At 49.9% G+C, this 21085-nt stretch carries 17 protein-coding genes; 1 reads left to right on the top strand and 16 read right to left on the bottom strand.

Features of this window, described 5'->3' with window-relative positions; all coding sequences use genetic code 11:
• Nucleotides 1-73 precede the first annotated feature (73 nt).
• The 15 genes from KXG62_RS06040 to KXG62_RS05970 form a co-directional block, all read right to left on the bottom strand.
• Nucleotides 74-355, bottom strand: coding sequence for a GNAT family N-acetyltransferase (locus KXG62_RS06040; protein WP_218091020.1), 282 nt, complete (start codon nucleotides 353-355; stop codon nucleotides 74-76).
• Nucleotides 356-544: 189 nt separating this feature from the next.
• Nucleotides 545-1021, bottom strand: coding sequence for a GNAT family N-acetyltransferase (locus KXG62_RS06035; RefSeq protein ID WP_218091019.1), 477 nt, complete (start codon nucleotides 1019-1021; stop codon nucleotides 545-547).
• A gap of 150 nt (nucleotides 1022-1171) precedes the next feature.
• Nucleotides 1172-1426: a hypothetical protein gene (locus KXG62_RS06030; protein WP_218091018.1), complete on the bottom strand. Its 255-nt coding sequence runs from the start codon at nucleotides 1424-1426 to the stop codon at nucleotides 1172-1174.
• Nucleotides 1427-1588: 162 nt separating this feature from the next.
• Nucleotides 1589-2041, bottom strand: a complete 453-nt coding sequence (locus KXG62_RS06025; RefSeq protein WP_218091017.1) for a DinB family protein — start codon at nucleotides 2039-2041, stop codon at nucleotides 1589-1591.
• A gap of 183 nt (nucleotides 2042-2224) precedes the next feature.
• Nucleotides 2225-3199: a diaminopimelate dehydrogenase gene (locus tag KXG62_RS06020; RefSeq protein ID WP_218091016.1), complete on the bottom strand. Its 975-nt coding sequence runs from the start codon at nucleotides 3197-3199 to the stop codon at nucleotides 2225-2227.
• 507 nt (nucleotides 3200-3706) lie between these two features.
• Nucleotides 3707-8788 (bottom strand): FG-GAP-like repeat-containing protein, encoded by a 5082-nt coding sequence (locus tag KXG62_RS06015; RefSeq protein ID WP_218091015.1) that lies wholly within the window; start codon nucleotides 8786-8788, stop codon nucleotides 3707-3709.
• A 74-nt stretch (nucleotides 8789-8862) separates the two neighbouring features.
• Nucleotides 8863-10188, bottom strand: coding sequence for an ABC transporter substrate-binding protein (locus tag KXG62_RS06010; RefSeq protein ID WP_218091014.1), 1326 nt, complete (start codon nucleotides 10186-10188; stop codon nucleotides 8863-8865).
• Nucleotides 10189-10213: 25 nt separating this feature from the next.
• Nucleotides 10214-11773, bottom strand: a complete 1560-nt coding sequence (locus tag KXG62_RS06005) for an extracellular solute-binding protein (RefSeq protein WP_218091013.1) — start codon at nucleotides 11771-11773, stop codon at nucleotides 10214-10216.
• Nucleotides 11774-11792: 19 nt separating this feature from the next.
• Nucleotides 11793-11945 (bottom strand): hypothetical protein, encoded by a 153-nt coding sequence (locus tag KXG62_RS06000; protein WP_218091012.1) that lies wholly within the window; start codon nucleotides 11943-11945, stop codon nucleotides 11793-11795.
• 88 nt (nucleotides 11946-12033) lie between these two features.
• Nucleotides 12034-14430: a helix-turn-helix domain-containing protein gene (locus tag KXG62_RS05995; RefSeq protein WP_218091011.1), complete on the bottom strand. Its 2397-nt coding sequence runs from the start codon at nucleotides 14428-14430 to the stop codon at nucleotides 12034-12036.
• A 232-nt stretch (nucleotides 14431-14662) separates the two neighbouring features.
• The gene (locus tag KXG62_RS05990; RefSeq protein ID WP_218091010.1) at nucleotides 14663-14947 is read right to left on the bottom strand and encodes a hypothetical protein; all 285 of its coding nucleotides are present in this window, start codon (nucleotides 14945-14947) and stop codon (nucleotides 14663-14665) included.
• Nucleotides 14948-15251: 304 nt separating this feature from the next.
• Nucleotides 15252-15704, bottom strand: coding sequence for a DUF5412 family protein (locus KXG62_RS05985; protein WP_246627303.1), 453 nt, complete (start codon nucleotides 15702-15704; stop codon nucleotides 15252-15254).
• Between the two features lie 76 nt (nucleotides 15705-15780).
• A complete protein-coding gene (locus KXG62_RS05980; RefSeq protein ID WP_218091040.1) occupies nucleotides 15781-16434 on the bottom strand; it encodes a zinc dependent phospholipase C family protein in 654 nt (217 codons plus the stop codon).
• Nucleotides 16435-16597: 163 nt separating this feature from the next.
• Nucleotides 16598-17875 carry a sulfatase family protein gene (locus KXG62_RS05975; protein WP_218091009.1) on the bottom strand — a complete coding sequence of 426 codons (1278 nt, stop codon included), beginning with the start codon at nucleotides 17873-17875 and terminating at the stop codon, nucleotides 16598-16600.
• A gap of 249 nt (nucleotides 17876-18124) precedes the next feature.
• Nucleotides 18125-19024 carry an acetylxylan esterase gene (locus KXG62_RS05970; RefSeq protein ID WP_218091008.1) on the bottom strand — a complete coding sequence of 300 codons (900 nt, stop codon included), beginning with the start codon at nucleotides 19022-19024 and terminating at the stop codon, nucleotides 18125-18127.
• Between the two features lie 409 nt (nucleotides 19025-19433).
• On the opposite strand from KXG62_RS05970, the gene KXG62_RS05965 reads away from it, so the two are divergent.
• Nucleotides 19434-20120, top strand: a complete 687-nt coding sequence (locus KXG62_RS05965) for a P-loop NTPase family protein (RefSeq protein ID WP_218091007.1) — start codon at nucleotides 19434-19436, stop codon at nucleotides 20118-20120.
• Between the two features lie 265 nt (nucleotides 20121-20385).
• Here the strand turns inward: KXG62_RS05965 and KXG62_RS05960 are convergent, their stop codons facing one another.
• The gene (locus tag KXG62_RS05960; RefSeq protein ID WP_218091006.1) at nucleotides 20386-21084 is read right to left on the bottom strand and encodes a hypothetical protein; all 699 of its coding nucleotides are present in this window, start codon (nucleotides 21082-21084) and stop codon (nucleotides 20386-20388) included.
• Nucleotide 21085 lies beyond the last annotated feature (1 nt).

Genomic DNA, 21085 nt, shown 5'->3' with positions numbered 1-21085 from the left:
AAGGCAGGAAAGCGAATCTCAATGCTAATTCATCGTCAACTCCAGAATTGGACTGCCGGTTTGCCTAGCTACATCAAGGCTTATTTGCCAATTTCAAGCTGCGAAAGTTGAGTTTATAAAAACTTTTAGATTCAGGGGCCGATATAAGAAACATCAATGTATCCTTTTCTAACTGTGATTTTAAATGCTCTATTAATCTTTTTCCGATTCCCATTCCCTGGTACTCAGGGTCAACGGCAATATCGTTAATGTAACAATCAAAGCAAAAGTCAGTGAATGCTCTCAGGAAACCCACTAACTTTCCGTTATGCCAAGCCGATACCTTAATATTTGCATTCTTTAACATCAATTCCATTCGTCTCTCGTCGTTAGGTCGTCTTAAAGCAGCTTTGTTATATAGTGCTATGACTTCCTTCAATGACGGTGTTTGACAAAATATATGTATTCCCGAGCATAACTGCCACGTTACCTCGATGACAAAAAATTCTCCGTTAGCGCACCAAAAATGCCGGCCGCCTGTTCGTTACAAAGCTATCGTCTTTTGTTAGTTCAACCTAAACTCCATTTTTCTACTCTTCGTTGCCATACCAAATGATTCATAAAATAAAATTGCGGAAGCATTTTTTTCCGATACCCCTAATTCAACACTATCAACCTTCAGGCTTCCTCCGAAATCAATAACATATTGCATCAGTCTCTTTCCAGCGCCCTTATTTCTATGCGTTTCGGAAACACACAAACTACTTACATATAAGATCTTTCTCGCATTCACAAATGAATTTTCAGCTATGTCTTCTTCCCTCGTCACCACTACTCCGATTATCTCTAAGCCTATGGTAGCAACAAAAATATGCTGTTTGAGATCAGTTAGCTGGTTTAAGAAGAACTCTTTCCCGACTGGAGTTGGGTTTTCTTTATACAAATCGGGTCTTTCAAAAACGTGTAGATCATGAACCTGCCTGAACAAAGGCAACAAAGACTCGTAGTCATCTTGATGAGCACTTCGGATTGATAATTCCATAATTTCCTCCCCATATTACTTCATTACAGGAATGACTCCTTTACACTTGAATACGTTGTTCCATTTAATTAGCGAGGCTGCCCGGTAGATCCCGCGTGGGCCCCACGATATGTGTTGAGCTATTGTAACCTTTAGTTTAACGGGTGGCAACTATCTTTTCATTTGTTCAGTAATTATAAATGCCTGTTTTAAGCAAGTTAGATGATTTAATTTGACATCCATTTTATTACTAAACACCTTGTAGATCATCATTGCAAGGTCAGCTTCAGTCTTGCAGGCAGAAGCTTCTAGACGAATCTCTAGAATTTCCGGCCGATATTCGTCGTCTGGAGCACCACCAGCTAAAAGACCAACCGGATCCCAGCTATTAATCGCTTTAGTTAGAATCACGTCATCCATTTCCATGCATTAACCTCCTCTTAATTATGTTCCTTCGTTAACTTAATAGTCCCGATCATCTTCAGGTGGGATACCTGCACCGTCCTTCTTCTGACTACCTTGGCTTTCCCTATAACGCAACAAAGCTACCGTTCAGACGCGGCAGCCTTATGATGGGGTGAAAAATGTTTAACTTAATCGTTCTTTTATTTGTTTGAGGTGATGATTGTCGTGTTCAATAAATATATTTACGTATTTCTCCATTGTAAATTGACGTTTTCCCGAACCAATTGTAAATTCTACATCGATATCGATTCCAGACATCTTATCAATCAGCTGTCTTCTTTTCTCAACAAACTCATCTATTAAAGAGCGGGTTGTACTAAAAGCACGGATATATTGAATAGCCTCACTATTATGTTCATCATGGTCGGGAAAAGAGATTAATACAGCTCCTTGATGCATAAATGGAACATGCTTCTCCAGGATGAATTTATCCCAATAAAATAAATGACCAATGATTTCTTTAACGGACCATTTGCCTTCATTAATCGGTTCGAGAAAACGATGTTCATGCAGCCCTTTAAACCTCGATAATTGTTCGATTGTGTTCCCATAGTTCAGTACCTCTGTAACCCCCATACCAATCCCCCATACACCTTGAAATTATTGTTAATTATATCCTTATTCGAAATACAAGTAAAGAACGTTTGTTCGTTTACTCTTTCTAGTCATGGCGCTCGCTGCGTATTGAGCCTTGCGGTATAAATTGTATATAATCGCAAAAAAAACAACGGCAGCCTCAAGGGCTGCCGTTCGTTTCCGCTATAGTAATTCCCTTCGCAGCTGTTCCGCCGACTTGGGGGGTAAATATCCAAATGGAATATCAAATACGGTTTTAGCGCCGACGAAGCCTTCCTGGGCAAATTTATGAATCGCCCGGGCGTAAGCCACCAAGACGCTGCCAGTAAATTCAGGGTTGCTGTCAAGCTGCAAGCCGAACTCGATAATTTGCTTGCTGCCGTTACCGGTATTCCCGCTGCGAAGCACGATGCCTCCATGGGGCATGGAACCATGCTTGTCCTGCAGCTCCTCGCTGCTTATAAAATTCACCTGCGTATCGTAATCGGCAAAATAGTTCGGCATCGTCTTGATTTCCTGTTCGATCCGGGACAAATCTTCTCCGGGCTCGGCTACGACGAAGCATTCCCGCAGGTGCTTGTCTCTGGTGGCTAGAGCCGGATTGTTTCCGCTTCGCACTTGGCGGACTGCTTCTTCATTCGGGATCGTATACTGCACCGCGTTCTTCACGCCAGGAATTCGGCGAATCGCATCGGAATGCCCTTGGCTGACGCCTTTTCCCCAGAACGTATACTCGTTACCCTCCGGCAATACCGCTTCCGCCAGCAGCCGGTTGAGCGAGAACAATCCCGGATCCCAGCCGGTAGAAATGACACTGGCATGTCCGCTTTTTCTCGCGGAGGCGTCTACGGCATCGAAATATTCGGGAATTTTCGCATGTCTATCGAAGCTGTCGACCGTATGGAACATCGAAGCCAAGTACGGTCCCTGTTCAGGCAAATCGGTTGCGGATCCCCCGCATAAAATCATGACATCGATTTTACCGATATATTGTTCAACTTCAGATAAACGGATCATAGGCGCGGCCGATGCGATGCCTTCCGGCTCACGTCTTGTAAATATGCCGGCAAGCTCCATATCTGCATTTTGCCGGATGGCCATCTCTACCCCGCGGCCCAAATTCCCGTAACCAACAATTCCCACTTTAATTTTGCTCATGCTTTTACCTCCACCCCATATATACGCTTCACTCGGTTTTGTGGGTACCCGCGTCAACTGCTATGCGCGAGTCGTCCCGCACTCTCTCCGGGTAAGGACGCTTCTTTCCTTATCCGGGCTTCCGCCTCCAATGTCTGGAAGGCGGCCTAACTTTCGCAAGCCCTTCAATCCTGATGTATGTAAATAATCCCGCTTTGTCGCCGCAATCGTTGCCGGTCCATGCTATGCTCGTTCTTCTTCATGTATTAGATGTTTGCGTACGTCGATCAGCCGGCGAAATCTCCCCTTGACGGGGCTGCAAAGAGAAACATAGCATCACCACTTCCTATACCGGCCTCCGGTTTTATACAATTAATGTAAATATCCCGTCAATATACACGAAGGCACTCCACTCCGTTGAGTGGAATGCCTATGGGATACGCTTACCATACCATACAATGTCAGGTTTGTCGATTCCAGCGGTGTCCCCTTAGGAAACATCGGCAAATGACCGCCTACCTCAATTCCTTATTCATTTGGAGATGTTATACGTTTTACCCGGTATGCCGGTCCGGTCTGAAGCTCTGTTGTGTTCCCATTACGATCGGTGACAACCGCGCTAACAACAACGACGGAGCTTATTGGCGTTGGCCATGGTACTTTGGGCTGAAAGTGCAGCGTGAATAAGCCCGCCGTTCCGGTGACAGCATTCACTCCCGTATAGTTAATCAGAATCCGGTTGTTCCCATACGTGGAGCCGGTAACGGTGGAAGAGCTTATCATGGGCGTCACACCGATATATTGAAGCTGTGCAGAGCTGTACTCGATCGCGATCTGTCCGCCGTACACGCTGGAAGTAACATTTCTCAAGGAATACAAGACATCAAGTGTCTGACCCGTCGATATGGTCGGCGTTCCCTGCAATCGGGTGCCGCTAGCTGCATTATAGCCTTGGTCGATCTCACGCGGATGGAGTCCCAGCTCATACTCGTACTCGTTATTCAATCCATCGCCGTCGGGATCTGCCGAAGGTCCGCTTACGCTGGCATCGCTCTGCTGCGCTGGGGTGAAGTAAATATGGCGCCAATCGTCATAGGTGCCCTGGAACGGAGGCAGCTGAGAAGCGGGAAGCACGACCGGAAGAGTTCCCGTCTTCACAATCGGATAATCCGCCTTCGCATATTCCGAATAAGCATAAGGCTTAACTTCTTGATTGTACTTATAGTTTTGCGCCTCCTGATAGCTTACCCATGGACGCTGTGTCCATCTGCTCTCATAGGTGGTGACATTGGACATATAGACGCTGCCCCCCAGACGGAGATTGGAGATCCCGTTATCCCATACCTGGACGTTTGTCAAGGATGTCGTTCCCATCTGAGCCGCCAGTCCATAGCTCATATTGTTATAGCTCTTCACATTCGTAGCGGTAAAAGAAATCGTTGCGCGCGATTGATTATAGATCCCGTTATCATTGCCCCAGAAGCTTCCGCCGTTGATCGTAGTGCTCGTGCTGTCATGTGAAGAGAAGCCTTCGTCGAAGTTATTGAACGCCTCAATATTTTCGAACAGCAGCCCTGTTCCGGTGCCATGAATATTAAAGCCGTCATTCTGCACACCGGTAATGCGCAGATTCCGATAAGTCTGATACGAGTCCGGCGTAACGATCGCTACGCCGTTCTCAAGTGTCGAAATTTCCCATCCGGTCGTAGGAGAAGCTTGGCTTTCGTTCAAAATCAGCTTGCTGCCGTCCGGCGAAAGAGTCGCATAATCACTTGTGAATACGCCTGCATTCTGACCGTAAACTTGATCCAGCAGCAGACGCTGGCCGTTGTAGGCAACCAGATGCCGGAACGTGTTCGACTTGCCGTCGGGTAAGGAGTTCGCAATCGGCGCAGGCAGCGTATAGGTCCACTGACCGCTAGGCTCCTGTGTGAATTGAAACGGACTGAAGCCGCTGATCAGCTCCCCATTACCTTCGAATATGATGGGATTGCCCGCCGCACCGGAAGCATGCAGCTTCACCGTTTCGTGATAAGGGCCGCTTCCGGGAACGAGCGAGATCGTATCTCCCGGCTTCAGCGCCGGGGTACTGGCGACGGCAGCGGCGATCGATAAGTAAGCTCCGCTGGTCAGTCCGCGCTGATCTACCAGCAGCACACGCGGCTCTGGAGTGGACGTGCCGGTATTCAGCGTGATTTCCACCTTATCGACCCGGGCTGCTTCGGAAGCGTTCGAGGTCCCTTCCAGCTTCACCAGATCTCCCGTCTTCAGAGGAATGGCGGCAGCCAACCGGCTCGTTCGCGACTTGTCAGACACCGATGCCGAGCCGAAGTCTTGATTCGCCGTCCATGCATCGAACACATTGCCATTGATAAATAAGCGGTAGCTCGCGAGGCCGTCGTTTTCGTCGAAATAGTGAACCCGAATATCGTACGTCCCGTCCTCCCCGTCGAAGATAGCCGATGCGGTTCCGGTTCCGGACACCTTGATAACCTTACCGCCGGAAGCCGGCGTCTGCGCTTCGACAGTATAGCCATCCAAAGTCATGTCCTCCGCTTCTACCGTACCTGGGAACAGCTGAGCTGGCGGATCCTGCGTTCCGCTGAATACCATACCCGAGGGCAGGAAGACGACGTTGCTGTAAAACGTATTTCTGAAATTCAAAGGAATATCGCTCGGCTGAGCAGCCTGACTGCCCTGGATCACAATATTATCGAAGGTGACATTCGTAATCTGATGGGTGGCGTCGAAGCCTTCAAGGGTCGAGGCTTGAACCGCCTTGCCATGGGCGTAGAAGTCCTTCACCTTTACTTGATCGATCCAGCCGGGACTCGAGCTTCCGTCCCTCAGACGAATGCGGAAGTAAAAGAACCTTTCGTTGTAATTGCCGCCGATGTATTCCGCCCGGTTGTTCACAATATCGATATGATGGATTCGGAAGCCTTCGCCGGCCCACAAGGCAGCGAACCGGTCTGCACGAACGACCTCATTATTCTCGAACCGGATGTCGCCGATGTCGTCCAATGTCTCATCACCGATCTTGAAGGCAGCCTTGAGCGACCATAGCACATTATTGGTGAGCAGCACGCCGGTGACCGGTCTCTTCAAGCCCAAATAATTCGTTACTTTAGGCGAAATCGAATCGTCACCGGTATAGATGAAGGCTCCGTCGATCGTCACCTGCTGGGAAGCATCGATATCTATACCGTCCGTATTCGTCACCGTAGGCAGCAGCAAGCTCGGATTCGACGGATCTGGGCCGCCCCGGAGGTCGTTAATGATCTTGATGTTCTTCAGCAGCACCTGATCGGCGTACAGCAGATGCAGCGTCCATCTCGCCGAATCCAGGAAATACACATCCTGAATCTGCAGGTCCGTCAGAGCGGCTGTCCGAAGCAGCTTGATGTTCTCACTGCCGTTTAGCGTCTTCATCGCCATCCCGTTGCCGTCAATGATGCCTCTTCCGCTCATTCGTACATGCTCCGCATTTTGTATGAACAGGAAGGACGAATCCGAGCCGTTCTGTACAGGATAATTCGCCGCACTGGAGTCGGGAACGGCCTTGATCCACGCCCCGCTCTGCAAGTATAAGTGGACATTGCTCTTCAGCTTCAGCTGAGCCGTCATATATTTCCCGTCCGGCACGTACAGGACGCCGCCCGCTCCGTTATTCGAAGCCGACACCGCATCGATCGCCTGCTGGAAGTAGCTCGTCACAGGATCTTCCGGATTGCGCCCGGCAGGCAAATAAGCAGCCAAGCTCGTCACATTCGGCGCCTGAAGGTTCGGTGCGCCCACCTCAGGTCCGTCTGCGAACAGCAGCAATTTCTCCAAGCCATTGACCGTTATAATCAAGGAACGCGGCTGATCGACCTGGAACGAGAGGCGGTTCCCGCTGGGACTCCCCTGAATCTGGTAGCTCTGCGGACGGATCCCGTAAGAGGCAACCGCTTCACTTGCGGTCACTTCAACCTGAGCCACCCCTTCGAAGGCGAATCTCGCCAAGCTGACATCGCCGAACTTCTCTACGAACACATACTCTCCGTTAACCTGGAGCGTATAAGCTGTGCTGGACTCCACTCCCGGCCGGACAGGATAAAGCTGCACCGAGCTCCGGGTCGTGAATTGAAGCTGGTTTTTATCGGTAATCCCCATATAGCTCTGTCCACCCCCATTATAGAAAGCTCTCGGCATTATTAAAATATAGTAGCTTGCACGGCTCTTGAGCGCCGCCGTATGCGGAATGGTAAGGACATTCGTCCCAAACCCTGTAATTGCCGGCGATTGGCCTGAGATGGACTCGACGAGTGTGTCGTCGCTGCTCCTGCGAATCTCTATCACGCCCGGTCCTCCTGATGCGATGATCTGATGAAAGGTCAGCGACACCGGGTCTTCGGGTGAAAAGAACGTGCTGTGATTCGCAGGCACGGAACCGGTAAGTCTGGGAGGCGACCCGCTCTGCTGGTAGAGCGCGGGAGCTCCGCCATGGTTCACATTCACGATGTCCGTATCGCCATCGCCGTCGAAGTCGCCGACACCCAGGAAGGGTGCGCTGAAATAATTGACATTCGCCGGGAACGACACGCCTGAGAATGGATTCGCTGTCCCCGTCAGCTCCGTGTATGTGCCGCCGCTATTTTGCTTCCAATACTGTACGCCGGTGTTCGAGGCATTCCGGTTCGCGAAATCAATCAGCCCGTCACCGTCGAAATCTCCCGTCACAAACTTGCTTGTTCCGGTTCCCACAGCTAATCCGAAGGCGTGCAGCGGATTGATCCCCTCGCCGCTCAGCACTTGAAAGCTGCCTCTGTCATTGCGATACAGCGCCGGTGCGCCGCTGTGGTTGCTGTTGAACACGTCCACATCGCCATCGCCGTCGAAGTCGCCTGCTGCAATCAAGGGCGCCGTGAAATGATTCAGGTTGGAAGCGAACGTGACAGCTGCGAACGGATGACTGGCCCCCGTCAGCTCCGTGAAGGTGCCATTCCCGTTATTCCTCCAATACTGTAAGCCGGTGGAGGTCGTGTTCCGGTTCACCAGGTCCGTATCGCCGTCCCCGTCCAAGTCTGCGGCAACCGCCTTGAAGCTGCCTCCTCCAAGCGCTGTGCCGAAGGCGTGCAGCGGATTGATCCCTGCGCCCTGCAGCACCGTGAAGCTTCCGCCATCATTCCGGTACAGGACGGGTTGACCGTCCTGATTGCTGTTGAACAAGTCCAGATCCCCATCCCTGTCGAAATCGCCCTTCAACAAATACAGCTCGCTAAAGCTGCTAACCGCTGCCGGGAAGTTCACGCTTGCGAAAGGGTTGCTGGCGCCCGTCAGTTCCGTGAAGGTGCCATCACCGCTATTCCGCCAATATTGGACCCCGGTGCTGCTCCCGTTGCGAGCCGCCAAGTCCGTATCGCCGTCGCCGTCGAAGTCTCCCTCGACGAACTTATTGCTTCCTGATATGCCTACGGCTGTGCCGAATTCGTGCAGCGGATTCGTCCCTTGTCCCGTGAGCACTGTGGCAGCCGCCGCCTGCGTAAAGGTTAACGAGGCCCCCCAGCTCCCCATGGCTAAAGCCGCGGCAAACAATAGCCCGAATCGGGCTAAGTTCTTGTGCTTCAACGTCATCCCCTCTTTATAATGAATGCGCTTTCATTAAAGACTGTCACCAAACACGCCTCGCGGAGGCATCCCTCTTATTTTTCCTTCGCTTGCTCCGTGGCGATGTACTTGTTAATCCCTTCTTCCGCGTTGCGCAGGGCGGTATTCATGTCCACAGCTCCATTAGCAAAATTCACATACTCGGCCATTAACTTCTTTCTGGATTCCACATAATATTTCGAGAAGTCCATCCCTGCGGCCGGCTTGCTCTTGAAGATCGATTGGAGATCAATGCCTTTCAGATGAGCCATATCCGCACCCAGCTGCTTCTTCATCTCCGGATTTTTGAGCGGCGAGAACTTGCCGTATTTCCTGGCGACCTTCAGCTGCACTTCATCGGAGGTCATCACTTCGACGACCTTCATAGCGGCGTCCTTGTTCTTGCTCTGCGGCGTGACCACAATGAAGTGGGCGTCGAGATAGCCGTAAGTGTTCGGCAATTCCTTGTAGCTTGGGTACTGTGCGACACCGAGATTCAAGCCTTTAACCATCGCATCCTTCGAACTCTCGAGCATATTGATCGTTGCGTACATGGCAACCGTATTGTTTTTCCAGAATGCATCTGTATCCCCTGCATCGACCTTCGGCGGCATGTTGTTCGGAATGGACAAGATGTCCTTGCCCAGTTGGAACACCTTGCGCCAAGCATCGTTATTAACATTCGCCTTCTGGTTCTTCGGATCCACCACGTTCGGGGAGAGCGAGGAGGACAAGCGAGAGATGTGCTCATAGGCCAGTCCGCGGTACTGGATCCCGCTCTCCATGTGCGATACTTTCTTTCCGAGCTCGATCGCATCATCCCAGGTCATGCCATCCTTCGGATAGGCAACGCCGAACTTATCGAAGATGTCTTTATTGTAATACAGTGCGTTAAACTGCTGATTGTACGGAATGCCGTACAGCTCGCCCTTCTCGGATAACGCTTTGACCGCATCGATCGCCACCGGCTCGAATCGGTTTAAATCCAAGTTGTTCTGCTTCACGAGCGGTGCCATGTCTCCGACCAAATGATAATTTTCCAGCGTCTTAATCTCGGCCTGCCAGCCGTTAATTAAGTCGGGCGTATCGCCTGCAGCGAGCATATCGGAGACAGTCATACCACCGGATTGTGAGCGAATGAGCTGAACCGTAATGTACGGGTATTTCTTCTTGAGCGGCTCGACGATATAGTCGTTGAACATCTCGTCATTGGTAAAATTCTGGTACGTATACAGCTTCAACGTCACCGGCTCTTGGCGTGCTTCCTGCTTCGGTACGGCATCTCCCGCCGCCGGCTGAACCGTTGTCGAGTCCGCCCCGCATGCGGCGGTCAGCCCCATCACCATGACCATCGGAATCCCTGTGAACACCCTTTTTTTCATAAATGAATACCCTCCACGTTATAAATTAAAAACTGTCCTTATTGTGCTCATACCATGCCTGCACTTGCTTCCATACTTGATCCCCGCTCAGCCGCTTCCATTCCTTCTGCAGCTCTGCCGCCCCCCACTCCGGAGTAAACTCAGCCCCGCCCATAATGACCTTATTATCGATTTCATCCGCCTTCGGATTGAACTCAGCCAGAAACTGGCTTAATTCCGGGAACGAAGGGGCGTAAGGAATATCGCTTCGGAATTTGTTCTTCATGGCCGTTCCCAGCCCCAGCGCCTTCACTTTGGCATATTCCTGAGACAGGGGATCGCCGGCCGCCATCTTTACCAAATCCTCCGGCTGCGGATTCCACTGGTTCACGACCGGGTACTCATACGCATACTCCAGCTCTTTCTTGTTCTTCTCTCCATCGAGCGCTTGAATGCCGGTATTCGTCTTCTTGTAGTGAGCCCCCTCCACGCCGAATTTTAATGTGTACCACCCCTTATCGACCATCCAATCGAGGAACTCGACGGCAGTCTTTGCATTCTCCATTGATTTATTAAAGGCAATGAGCATCGAAGCCGGAGCCTCCTGCAGCAAGCCGAACTTCCCGTAGTTGGTGGAAACCGCTTCAAGGGGGACGGGCTGGGCGCCAGGCACGTTCACCTTCAAATCCCGGTATTCGGCATCCATATGCCATGAGCCCAAATAAATGCCCGCCCTGCCCGTTATCCAGAGCTGACGCTCCCGCTGATAGCTCTTGTCTGTGAGGTACTCCTTATCCACCATCCCGCCGTCATACATTCTCTTCGCCATCGCCATCGTATCGAGATACCTGCTCGTCAGACGCCCTAGCTGCATCCGGCCGTTCTCGACATACCAGGTGTCCTGTCTGGAAGCATACATCGCCGACAGGTAGCTCTTGAATTGGCTGTTGAAGGCAAAGCCCAGCGTATCGTTCTTCCCGTTGCCGTCCGGATCCTTCTCCACGAATGCCTTGGCGACGCTCATAAGCTCGGTATCCGTCGTCGGCATCGGCAGGCCAAGCTTGTCGAGCCAGTCCTTGCGAATCCACATTCCTTGATTGGCGATAGAGTCAATGCCGCGTTTCGTTGCAACCGCATACATTTTTCCGTCAATGGTCAGATAAGGCTTCAGCTCGGGGTGCTCGCTCAAATATTTCTTATAGGAGGTGCTGTATTTCTCGATGTAAGCGTCGATTGGCTGAAGCGCGCCTTGAGAAGCCAGCAGCGCAATATAGTTCCGGTCATACTCCCAGATGAGATCGGGCGCTTCGTTCGCTGCGAGGAGCGTGTTCAGCTTCTGCTGCGCCGTACTGCGCGGAATCGGAACCCACTTGACCTTGATTCCCGAATTGTCGTTAATCCACTTCGTCCATCGATTCTGCTCGTAGGAACCTTCTTCCGCAGGAACGCGTCCCCGGTCAAACATGGAGATACTAAGCTCCTGAGGCAGATCACCTTGCACCGCATCCGTTAGCTTCCCCTCATTACAAGCGGATAACAGACCTGCCATGCCAAGTGTGACTGCCAGACCGCCTGATACTCTCTTTTTCGCGCATCGGAACTGCATGCCCAAGCCTCCTGAATGATTAGAATCGTTGGCCCTTGATCGAAGCGATGAGCGCACCTCTAACGAAAAATCTCTGCAGGAACGGGTAGACCGTTACAATCGGTGCAGTCGCCATGACGGCTTGGCTTGATAGATGGGAAGATGCATAAGCCCTCGCCAGCCTCTCGCTCATGCCCCCCTCCCCGACGACCTCTGCGGTGATGTTCTCATCCTACTCCACACGGGCTGCTGTGGAAATGTACACTTCTTCATATGATCGGCTATAGATCGCTTTTCGCCAGGTTACCTTTGTTAAGATCATGGATGTTTGTTCTGCTTCGCTCCAAAATGAGTTGTTCCCGGTACTCTCCCGGGGTAACCCCCGTCACCTTCTTGAAGATTCGAATGAAGCTGTGGGAGTTGGCGTAGCCCACTTGCTCGGCGATCTCAGCCACCTTTGCTCCACCTTCCCCGAGCAGCTGCTTCGCCTTATTCATCCTCAGCTGAATAAGATGATCGGTGAAGTTGCTCTCCGTATACTCCTTGAAAATCTTACTGAGATAAGGAACGCTAAGCTGGAATGTATCCGCTATCAAATTCATGGACAAATCGCTTCGTTGGTAGTTGCTTGCGATGTAGTCAATGATGTGCTCGATCGTCTCATTGCTGCCCCGCTGGCTCCGCTTTTCCGTAATCCGGGTGAGCAGCTTCTGGAAGAAGCGGGAAATATCCTGCTTCACCTCTGCCGCATTCTCCGCCGCTTCGATCTGCTCGTACAGCTTGGCGTCGCCTCCGGTGATCGACGCGGCATCCAGGCCGATATCCGAACCCACCTTCAAGGACCTCAGTACGAGCTGCAGGCAGATCTGCTTGAGCAGCTTCGGCGGGACATTCTCCTGAAGCGCCTGCTGGAACAGCAGCTCCAGCTTCTTGGCTACCCCTCCGTCATCTCCAGCCTTCACGGCATCAAGCGCCGCATCCGCAAGGTCGAACAAGCGGTAAAATTGCTGCTGGCTGTAATCCTCAATATCCTCGATGGAGATCACATGATTCGCGCCGAGCAGCAGTCGGTATTGCAGCGCGTCAATCGCCTCCCGGTAAGACTTCGGCAGCTCGTCCAGCCGCTCATACTGTCGGCCCACACCAATCGTGACCGTCATCTTGAGCTGCTCTTGCACGAAGGTCTTCATTAGATCCGCTATTGACAACGCTCTCAGCATATTGGATTGCCGGTCCTCCTGTTCGAAGCTGATCAGGATAACGACCCGGCCGTTGACCATCTCCACCGCGGTCCCCTGGCTCTCGGCATGGGTCAATTCCTCAGCAGCGTTGCATAAGGCATACGTGTACAGCTGCAGATCCTTGGAGGAGATAAGCGCCTTCTGGTCAAACTCCGCTAACATGACAATGTAGTGGGACGAATACAGCCGGATATCCAGCCATTCCAGCGAAGGCTCTACATCACTGAATCGCGTTCTGTAGCCCATCAGAATGTCCGAGATCAGCCTCCACTTCATCGCCGGTATATTTTGCCGGACCTGCCGCTTCATCTTGTCGTGCTCCGTTAGGAAGCTGTCGAACAGACCCTCGGCCGCCTCCAGATTGATCGCCTCGTCCTTGGTCCTCGCACCTGCAGGCTGGCCGGTCCGGGAATGCAGCTGCTTGTTCACGGAGCTGACGAAGCTGACAATCGGCCGATAGGTGACTTTGTTCACCAGGAATACGGCCGCAACCGCCAGGACGAACATAATGAACGCGATCAAGAGAAGCCAGTTGCGGATCGTCAATATTTCGCGGTTCAGCTGCACGTTCGGGATAATACTGACATATTTCCAGCCGGTATACTTGGATGACGCGTAGAATACCAGACTTGGATTCCCGTCAACGGTCTGTGCGAAGCTGCCCTCCCCGCCGCTGCTCATAATCCTCTTCATTTCTTCCCGGGAGCTAATATTTTGGCCTAATATGCTTTTATCGCTATGCGCGATGACCTGTCCGTTTCCGTCAATAACGAAAGCTTGCCCCAGCTGTCTCAGTCCATCATTCACCGACAAATTGTAAATCATGCTCTCATCGATATTGACAACCAGTGCGCCTTTGCGAAACGAAGGGCTGCTGATGGCCGGATAGGAGCGTACCATCGTCAACACCTGCTTGCTTACCGGGTACATGGCTAGCTTGTCCTCCACTTTCCGCAGCCCAAGCCACTTGTAATAGCCTTCGAAATGATCGAAGCGTTCCCTCCATTCGTTGTCGAAGAACGCGGACTCCGGTGCTGCGGTACTGGGCGTCAAGTACATCCGCTGCCCGTAAGAATATAGATAGGCCGAATGAATATGCGGATTGGCGTTCATCATAATATCCAGCTTCTTCATCAGATCGCTCTGCTTCTGCAACTGCTCCAGACTGCCGCTGCCAGCGCCTATGATATCTGAGAAGCTGCGGAGCTCCGGCTCCTGCAATAAGCCGAGCACATCCTTGTCCACTTCATGCAGGATCATCTCTGTCTTATCCATCACCTGATGCAGCAGAACGGCGTTGGAGTTGACCAGCTCCTGCTTCAAGCTGCGCGTCGTATTGAGATAAGAGAGCAGCACGGTGATCGAGATGATGACGAGGAATACGGCCGCGTAGATGAGTCCAGCCGTCTTAGAAATATTGGAACTGCGGAATCGCATCGCGTTCACCTCAAGGTTCAGAAAATGAGCTTAATCAATAGTATTATAGTCGATTCTGCCCATGGACTGCATACAAATATCGGAGTCTCGAGGTTGTTGAGGCTTGGTGTGTTACACAACGCAAAGAGGCCATCCCAATAGTCAACTTTAGATGACTGAAGGACGCCCCTGGTTGCACGGTTGTGGATTGGACGGTCGCGGGTGCCGCGGCATTGCATTAGAAGGAAACATTTTACGGACGAATTACAACACCATTTTTGAATTTCATCTGCGGAAAACTTCCCTCTGATATCTCGGCTTCCGGAATCGCTTTCTCAATTCGCTTCACATCATTCTCATTTAGATGAACCTCTAGAGACTTTATGGACTCTCGAAGCTGATTTACCTTTCTGGCACCAATTAATGGGATATGAGCATTGCCATGATCCACTTTGTCTTTTGAAAAAGTTCCGCCAAGCAACCCATGAGCCGTCCCAAATGCTACAACATCAATTTCTAATTCCCGTGCAGTCGGCAAAATCTCCTTCTCAATGCTGCGATTAAAAAGAGAATATTGGTATTCAACTCAGACGATTGACACTTGGTCTGTATCTACCTTGGTGTGCATCTACCTTTGCTCTAAACTACCCGTCACTTGTGTTAAAAGAGTCCCCTCGCCTGTTCGGTGACACAAACTATGACAGGCAATCTCAACAGCAATTGGTCGTTATTTTTCAGCGGCTAACCTAATCCTTATAACCGATCATTCTGGACGGCTGCGATCGATGACTTTAATGAGCTATCGTTCACCAATCCCTCAGCATTTTATAAAATAACAGGTACTATGACCGTCTAAAATCATATTTATCACTTAGAACATTAAGCGTATGTCCATTAATCACGACTGTTTCGAGATTTACCCAAACCATATTTACAGTAGATTCATTGTAATTCCAATATATATTTTTCTTTGGTTTTCCTTTACGATCGTTGTATTCTACTACCCCCAGAACAGCATAATCAACCGTCGCACCTCCATTATTTACGTAAGCCCTTAAGGTATATGCACCTGTTGGAGAGGTCGATGTTTCAAGCAGTTGACCTGGTTGGATGCTTTGTAAATCAAAGAATGACTTATAGACCCCTACTCCGAAAAAAAGTCCACAAGTAATTATACAAATGAGTCCGCTCAACATGCCTTTCTTTCGAAACCGTCTTGAAAACATTGTAACAATGACCATCATCAATCCTGCAGCGGCTCCAATAAGCCCCAGCAATATCAACGCTATTTTCATAAATTGTTCCTTCCACGATGTAAAAGAATTAGCCCTGCAGCGGCTCCACCGCGCCCTTATAAAACACTCTCTGTCTCTAAAGATGAGCGGTTAACCATTCGCGAGCGCTGGGTATCTGGTGTAGGATAGCGGCCTGTTTTAAACATAATAAACCCATATTCACTGATGTTTCTATGTAACCTACAATTTGATCAAACATAAAAACATTAAGTTTCTGATTTACATCTTCCTTTTCGTACTCCATATCTCCCAGTACGTAAGGAATAAACGCTTCGACCTCTTTGGACTTAACCTCTTGTAAATCAATAATGGTTGGAATGTAATGTAACGTCCTTCTCAATTCGTCTCTAAACCCATAGTGTTCCAATAACTTTCCATTTAATAATCTGAAATCATTATAATATAAACGTTGCATTTCTTTATCATTATCCATCCTATTTCTCAGCCAGGGTAGATAAAAACCTTTCAGCCATATTTCATCAGCAATTAAATGTGTATAGTATCCCATTATATAAAGACTATCTGCTTTTGAACTATATTTATTCAAAAATCCTTTATAGTCGACACTTCTAGAATAGTCTTGATGTTCACCTATAAAGAAATGTGATTCATTTTTAGTCGTAACAGCATCTGGAGCAATGCTTCCCAGTAAAAACGGCGCTCTATCTTCTATCGACAGACGCTCAGCAATTCGATTTGCAATAATTAAGTGCATTATTCTGGAACCCACACTATCGCCGCCTTTTTCGGTCAATACAACCATTTTACCATCATTTTCCTAACAGTGGCACTACTACTGCGTTAAACTGCCATTTCGTGTAATGACATTTCGAGCAATATGACGGGAATGAGATAAAAATAAAAAGCCGCGATTTACGCGACTTTTCATGAGTTTATGACGTCACTTGCGCCATATTCGCTTCCAGCTTCTTCAGCAGCCTATCGACAACCTCTGCATGTTCAGAATCTCGGATAAGATTGCAGAACTCTTGCGGGTCTTTCGGCAGATGGAACAGCTCCCCAGGCTCTCCGTCATATACGTTCAGCTTCCATTCTCCCGTACGAATCATGATGTGACCGTTAATTTGCGAGATGACCTCTTCACGCCAATGATCCGGGGTACCCCCGTTCTCCAGCAGAGGCTTTATAGAACGGCCGTGGATATTCTCGGGAATCTCCGTACCTGTCATATCGCATAGGGTCGGATAAAGATCCACATGCGCGACGAGCTCGTGCCGCACTCCCGGCGCAAGCTTGGGATGAGCTATCATGAACGGCACGTGTACCGACTGTTCCCGCAGAACGAATTTCAAGTAGAGGCCGTGATCGCCCATCTGCTCTCCATGGTCGGCAGTCAGCACAATCAGCGTATCGTCCGTTAGGTTCAACCGAGCTACCGTATCCAATACCATGCCGACGAATTGATCCGCCATCTCGACCAGACCGTAGTAGCCCGCGAACATTTGACGCTTCTGCGCATCTGTCAAATCGATCCATTCACGCTGTTTGTCCAGGATGGAAGGATGAGGAGCAGGTGCGGATTCAGACGGCTTTTCCGGAAGCTTGAATTGGGATTGATCGAATTTATCGAAAAATGGCTTCGGCGGATAAAAAGGCGGATGCGGCTCATGAATGCCTACCCATAAATGGAACGTCTCTCCGGCTGCTGCGGCTTCCTCGATCAGTTGTACGGCACGTTCCGCAGACTGAAACCCTTTATGCTCCTCTTTCGTCCTCGTGCTCGGCCCGGCCGTACGTCGCCTGATCGGTTTGGTTTTCTCCCACTCCACAATCTTTCTGTTTTCCTCGGACAGTATGCTGTCCAAATCCTTGGGAGCCGCCGCTTCAAAGCCGTAATTAGGATTTGCTTTGCCCGGCACCGAGCTGATGTGAACACTGCGGTATCCTGCGGCATTGAGCCGATCGGCGGCCGTCTCCAGTGACCTCACAGGCTTCATCCCGTTATCCACTACACCATGAGCGAACGGATAGAGCCCGGATATAAGGCTGTGTCTCGCAGGCGAGCAAACAGGCGCGGAGGTAAACGCGTTAGTAAAATTCACGCTTCTAGCGGCAAAACGATCGATATTAGGCGTTTGCACATACGGATTTCCGTGGCACGCCAAAGCGTCGTATCGAAGCTGATCACAGATTATAACAAGCACATTCATATTCACCACTCCTCGTTTTGCAGCCTCGGCTGCTTAGGATCCAAAAGAGCCGCAGCAAAGCTTTTTTATCTCCGGGTCGTTCAGTGAGGACAATCTGCTCTGCTTCGTCATGTTTAATTGATTTTGTTCAACAAAAGGGCAAGTATAGTGGAATTATATGGTGGTAATTGGACGATCATGAATGTTGAGCTTTCCCCAGGGCAAAAAGGCTGTCCTAAAAGATCAACGAATCAATATTTTGGACGAACCTCAGAAACGCGTTTGTAAGAAATCATAGCCTTGTTCAAGAACTGACATTGGTGGACGATGCCCACTTGCATGATTGATAAAGAGATAATTCGACGAATCGGAATAGCCAGCCCGTTTTAAATAGTCCAACCCATCTTCGTTATCATACTGTCCTGCAATGAAAACGATAGGCTTGAGCCCACCGATGCGGAGCAACTCCGAATGGTCCATATGGGCGGATTTAAGTTTATTTAGCTTTTCCCCCCAATACCACGGATCCGACCAATTCGACCGATCCCAATCCATTCCGAAATCGCTACAAAGCATGGCTTTGATACGGTGATCTAAACAGCCTGCATATAAGGCCACTTTTCCGCCAAGTGAATGCCCGGCTATCCCGATGCGCTCGCTATCGACCCGAGAGTCAGCGCACAGAATGTCCACCAGAAGCTGCGTATCGGCAATCAGCTTTCCAATGCCCGTCCACTCAGGATGGTCATGGAGCAGGCTGACGGCAGACAATCGCCAACGGGAGAAATCTTGTCGTTCCAGCTCGAGGTTCTGATAAGTCAGGTGGTAGGACTCCGCCGTGATAGTAATATATCCGTGGCGCACAAGATGTAGAGCTATTGCGATGCCAGATTCGTTGGTCGGCTCAAGCGTATCGAGGTTATATCCTGCTGCCCGGTCGGGGTAATAAAAAGGAACGACAACTGCTGGCAACTGTTCGTTGATGGTTTTTGGAAACATCAACAATGTCTTTTGTACAGTACCCGGACCGTTAGCTTGCTCATACAACTCACCATGGAATTCGGTCGTTTCGAAATGGCGAACCAGCCGCAGATCCGGTTTGTAATTATAGTGGTCCGGCTTGCCGATCATGTCAGTCCAATTTTGAATCGTATTATTTAATTCGGTCATACTGCTCCTCCTTGTAATGTAGAGGCATAATGGATAAGTATGGCATTTTCAGAGTTAATAATTTCGAATGCTAATGATTCATAAAGCTTGGAAGCGATGACATTCTTTCTTTCTGTGACTAAGTCTTACCTCATCCTCTGCCCTGATGATTCTGATCAATCATAATCGCTTCAATTCACGTTGGCTGTAAAAAATCCATCTGTGGATCAGACTAAAATCACCTTGTTCAGCATTTATCTCATCACTCCTTTCATGTAGATCAACACCAAACACATTTTACCATATCCTGTATAATAGTTCTTGGTTTTATTTGGATATAAGAATTTCCCAAATGAGAAGAGAGGTAATTTCTTCCTGCTGTCGAAAGTATGATCGATATACTTACCAAAGGAGGCATTCCGAAACATCCATGAACGAAAAACGACATTCACCATCCATTCATTCCCCGAAACGGCTGCTTATTATTGACGGTATCCCCGGCTCCGGAAAAACGACGGCGGCGACCCGCATTCATAACCGATTGACAGCGCAAGGCATACGCACAAGATGCCTGCTCGAGCAGGAGAAAAATCACCCTTTACTGCTGCCCATGGAGCAATACTATGCCTTGAATACAGCAGAAAGTGCAGACGCCTTCATCCGGCAGCTAGTAGACCGGTACGAACGGTTCGTCGAGGAGCAGTTAAGCAGCCCCGAAGACATCGTCATTATTGAAAGTGTCCTTTTTCAGGACGTGATCAGCGTCTCGCATCTGCAAGGCATGAATATCGCGCAACTCCAAAGCTTTGCCAAATCACTGCAACGGTTGTTGCTGCCGCTGAACCCTCACCTGATCTACTATTACCACACCGATGTCGAGGCGCAGTGGCGGTACATATGCGGCATTCGCGGCAACGAATGGGGACCGGTTTCCTTTCAATCGGACGAAGATTTCGTTCAGGCTGGCGAAGTGTGGACCGCAAGCCAGGCTTTCGTCCGCGCGACCGTCGATGCGTGGCCGATCCCTAAGTTAATCATCCAAAACCATGATTATGCGTGGGAAGCGTATGACGCGAGAATCGACGACTTTGTGTCGGAATCATTGCTGAGCGTATGAGAAGGCGAACGGCAGGATCCCGTTTTGCCGACGGAATAAACGGGATTCGCTCATCGTAACGGCAAGCGTTCATAAGTCGAGCTGTATAACCTACGCGCAGTCGAACGATTTGACGTTACCGTTGACGAGGATCGCTCTTCGCTCACATGTAACGGTATTATGGACGCAACAAGCACCGGCCGCAAGGTCGGTGCTTGTCCTTTGGTATGAGATTATCGTCAAACGGGGAATCAATCCTCCCCGCAGTAGGATGCACGCATTCGGCTCACGCCGGATAAGTCAAGGCTGAATCGCAATACTCGCAGGATTTGGACTCGCCGGGCTGAAGCACGCTGTTGGAGCCGCAGCCGGGGCATTCCAACGTCTTAGGCATCGGTTTGCTCTTCTCGGGCTTCTCCGCCGTCGGCTCCCTTCTGCCGTTGTCTTCCAAAGCCGCTCCCGTCAAAATGATATCCACGCCTAACGGGTAATTAAAAACAAGCTGCATGGCATAGTTATCGACAAAGGCATCACGGATCAAGCCCAAGTAAATCATACGCAGCAAATCGTTTTTGACCACCATGGACCGTATGCCCATGCGCTCGGAAATACTGTAGATCGAAGTGATGTCCTGAACGAATATGAGATGACGGTATTCATCGTAACGGGCTTGAAGCCGCTTCATCCCTCGTTTGCTTAACTGGTGAAGAGCAATCGAAGGAACCAGTAACAGTACGAGAAACGTCGGCAGCAGCACCAGAATCTGTACTCCCTCCAAATCAGGGTTGAAGAGCATAAGAAGCATAATCAAGCATATAAAGCCGAATGCATTGCGAGCCATTTTCAAATCCAGGATTTTATGATAGCTCAAATCACGATGCTTCAGCCAACGTATAAACAGAAGCAGAAAGCCGATCGGAAAAAACATAATCAGAGCAAATACAATCCATCCGCCCGAAATCGCGGGTTTATCGCTATAAATCAAA

The organism is Paenibacillus solanacearum, assembly GCF_910593845.1.
In the GTDB taxonomy this organism is placed as follows: Bacteria; Bacillota; Bacilli; order Paenibacillales; family NBRC-103111; genus Paenibacillus_G; species Paenibacillus_G solanacearum.
The sequence above is the reverse complement of the archived record's forward strand: the minus strand, read 5'-3'. Positions and strand labels throughout refer to the sequence as shown.

What these genes read in the sequence shown, in the direction of transcription:
- KXG62_RS05985 (WP_246627303.1), bottom strand. Translation starts at nt 15,704, where the DNA reads ATGAAAATAGCGTTGATATTGCTGGGGCTTATTGGAGCCGCTGCAGGA.
- KXG62_RS05995 (WP_218091011.1), bottom strand. Translation starts at nt 14,430, where the DNA reads ATGCGATTCCGCAGTTCCAATATTTCTAAGACGGCTGGACTCATCTAC.
- KXG62_RS06040 (WP_218091020.1), bottom strand. Translation starts at nt 355, where the DNA reads ATGGAATTGATGTTAAAGAATGCAAATATTAAGGTATCGGCTTGGCAT.
- KXG62_RS06005 (WP_218091013.1), bottom strand. Translation starts at nt 11,773, where the DNA reads ATGCAGTTCCGATGCGCGAAAAAGAGAGTATCAGGCGGTCTGGCAGTC.
- KXG62_RS06020 (WP_218091016.1), bottom strand. Translation starts at nt 3,199, where the DNA reads ATGAGCAAAATTAAAGTGGGAATTGTTGGTTACGGGAATTTGGGCCGC.
- KXG62_RS06035 (WP_218091019.1), bottom strand. Translation starts at nt 1,021, where the DNA reads ATGGAATTATCAATCCGAAGTGCTCATCAAGATGACTACGAGTCTTTG.
- KXG62_RS06000 (WP_218091012.1), bottom strand. Translation starts at nt 11,945, where the DNA reads ATGAGCGAGAGGCTGGCGAGGGCTTATGCATCTTCCCATCTATCAAGC.
- KXG62_RS06030 (WP_218091018.1), bottom strand. Translation starts at nt 1,426, where the DNA reads ATGGAAATGGATGACGTGATTCTAACTAAAGCGATTAATAGCTGGGAT.
- KXG62_RS05975 (WP_218091009.1), bottom strand. Translation starts at nt 17,875, where the DNA reads ATGAATGTGCTTGTTATAATCTGTGATCAGCTTCGATACGACGCTTTG.
- KXG62_RS05970 (WP_218091008.1), bottom strand. Translation starts at nt 19,024, where the DNA reads ATGACCGAATTAAATAATACGATTCAAAATTGGACTGACATGATCGGC.
- KXG62_RS05965 (WP_218091007.1), top strand. Translation starts at nt 19,434, where the DNA reads ATGAACGAAAAACGACATTCACCATCCATTCATTCCCCGAAACGGCTG.
- KXG62_RS06025 (WP_218091017.1), bottom strand. Translation starts at nt 2,041, where the DNA reads ATGGGGGTTACAGAGGTACTGAACTATGGGAACACAATCGAACAATTA.
- KXG62_RS06010 (WP_218091014.1), bottom strand. Translation starts at nt 10,188, where the DNA reads ATGAAAAAAAGGGTGTTCACAGGGATTCCGATGGTCATGGTGATGGGG.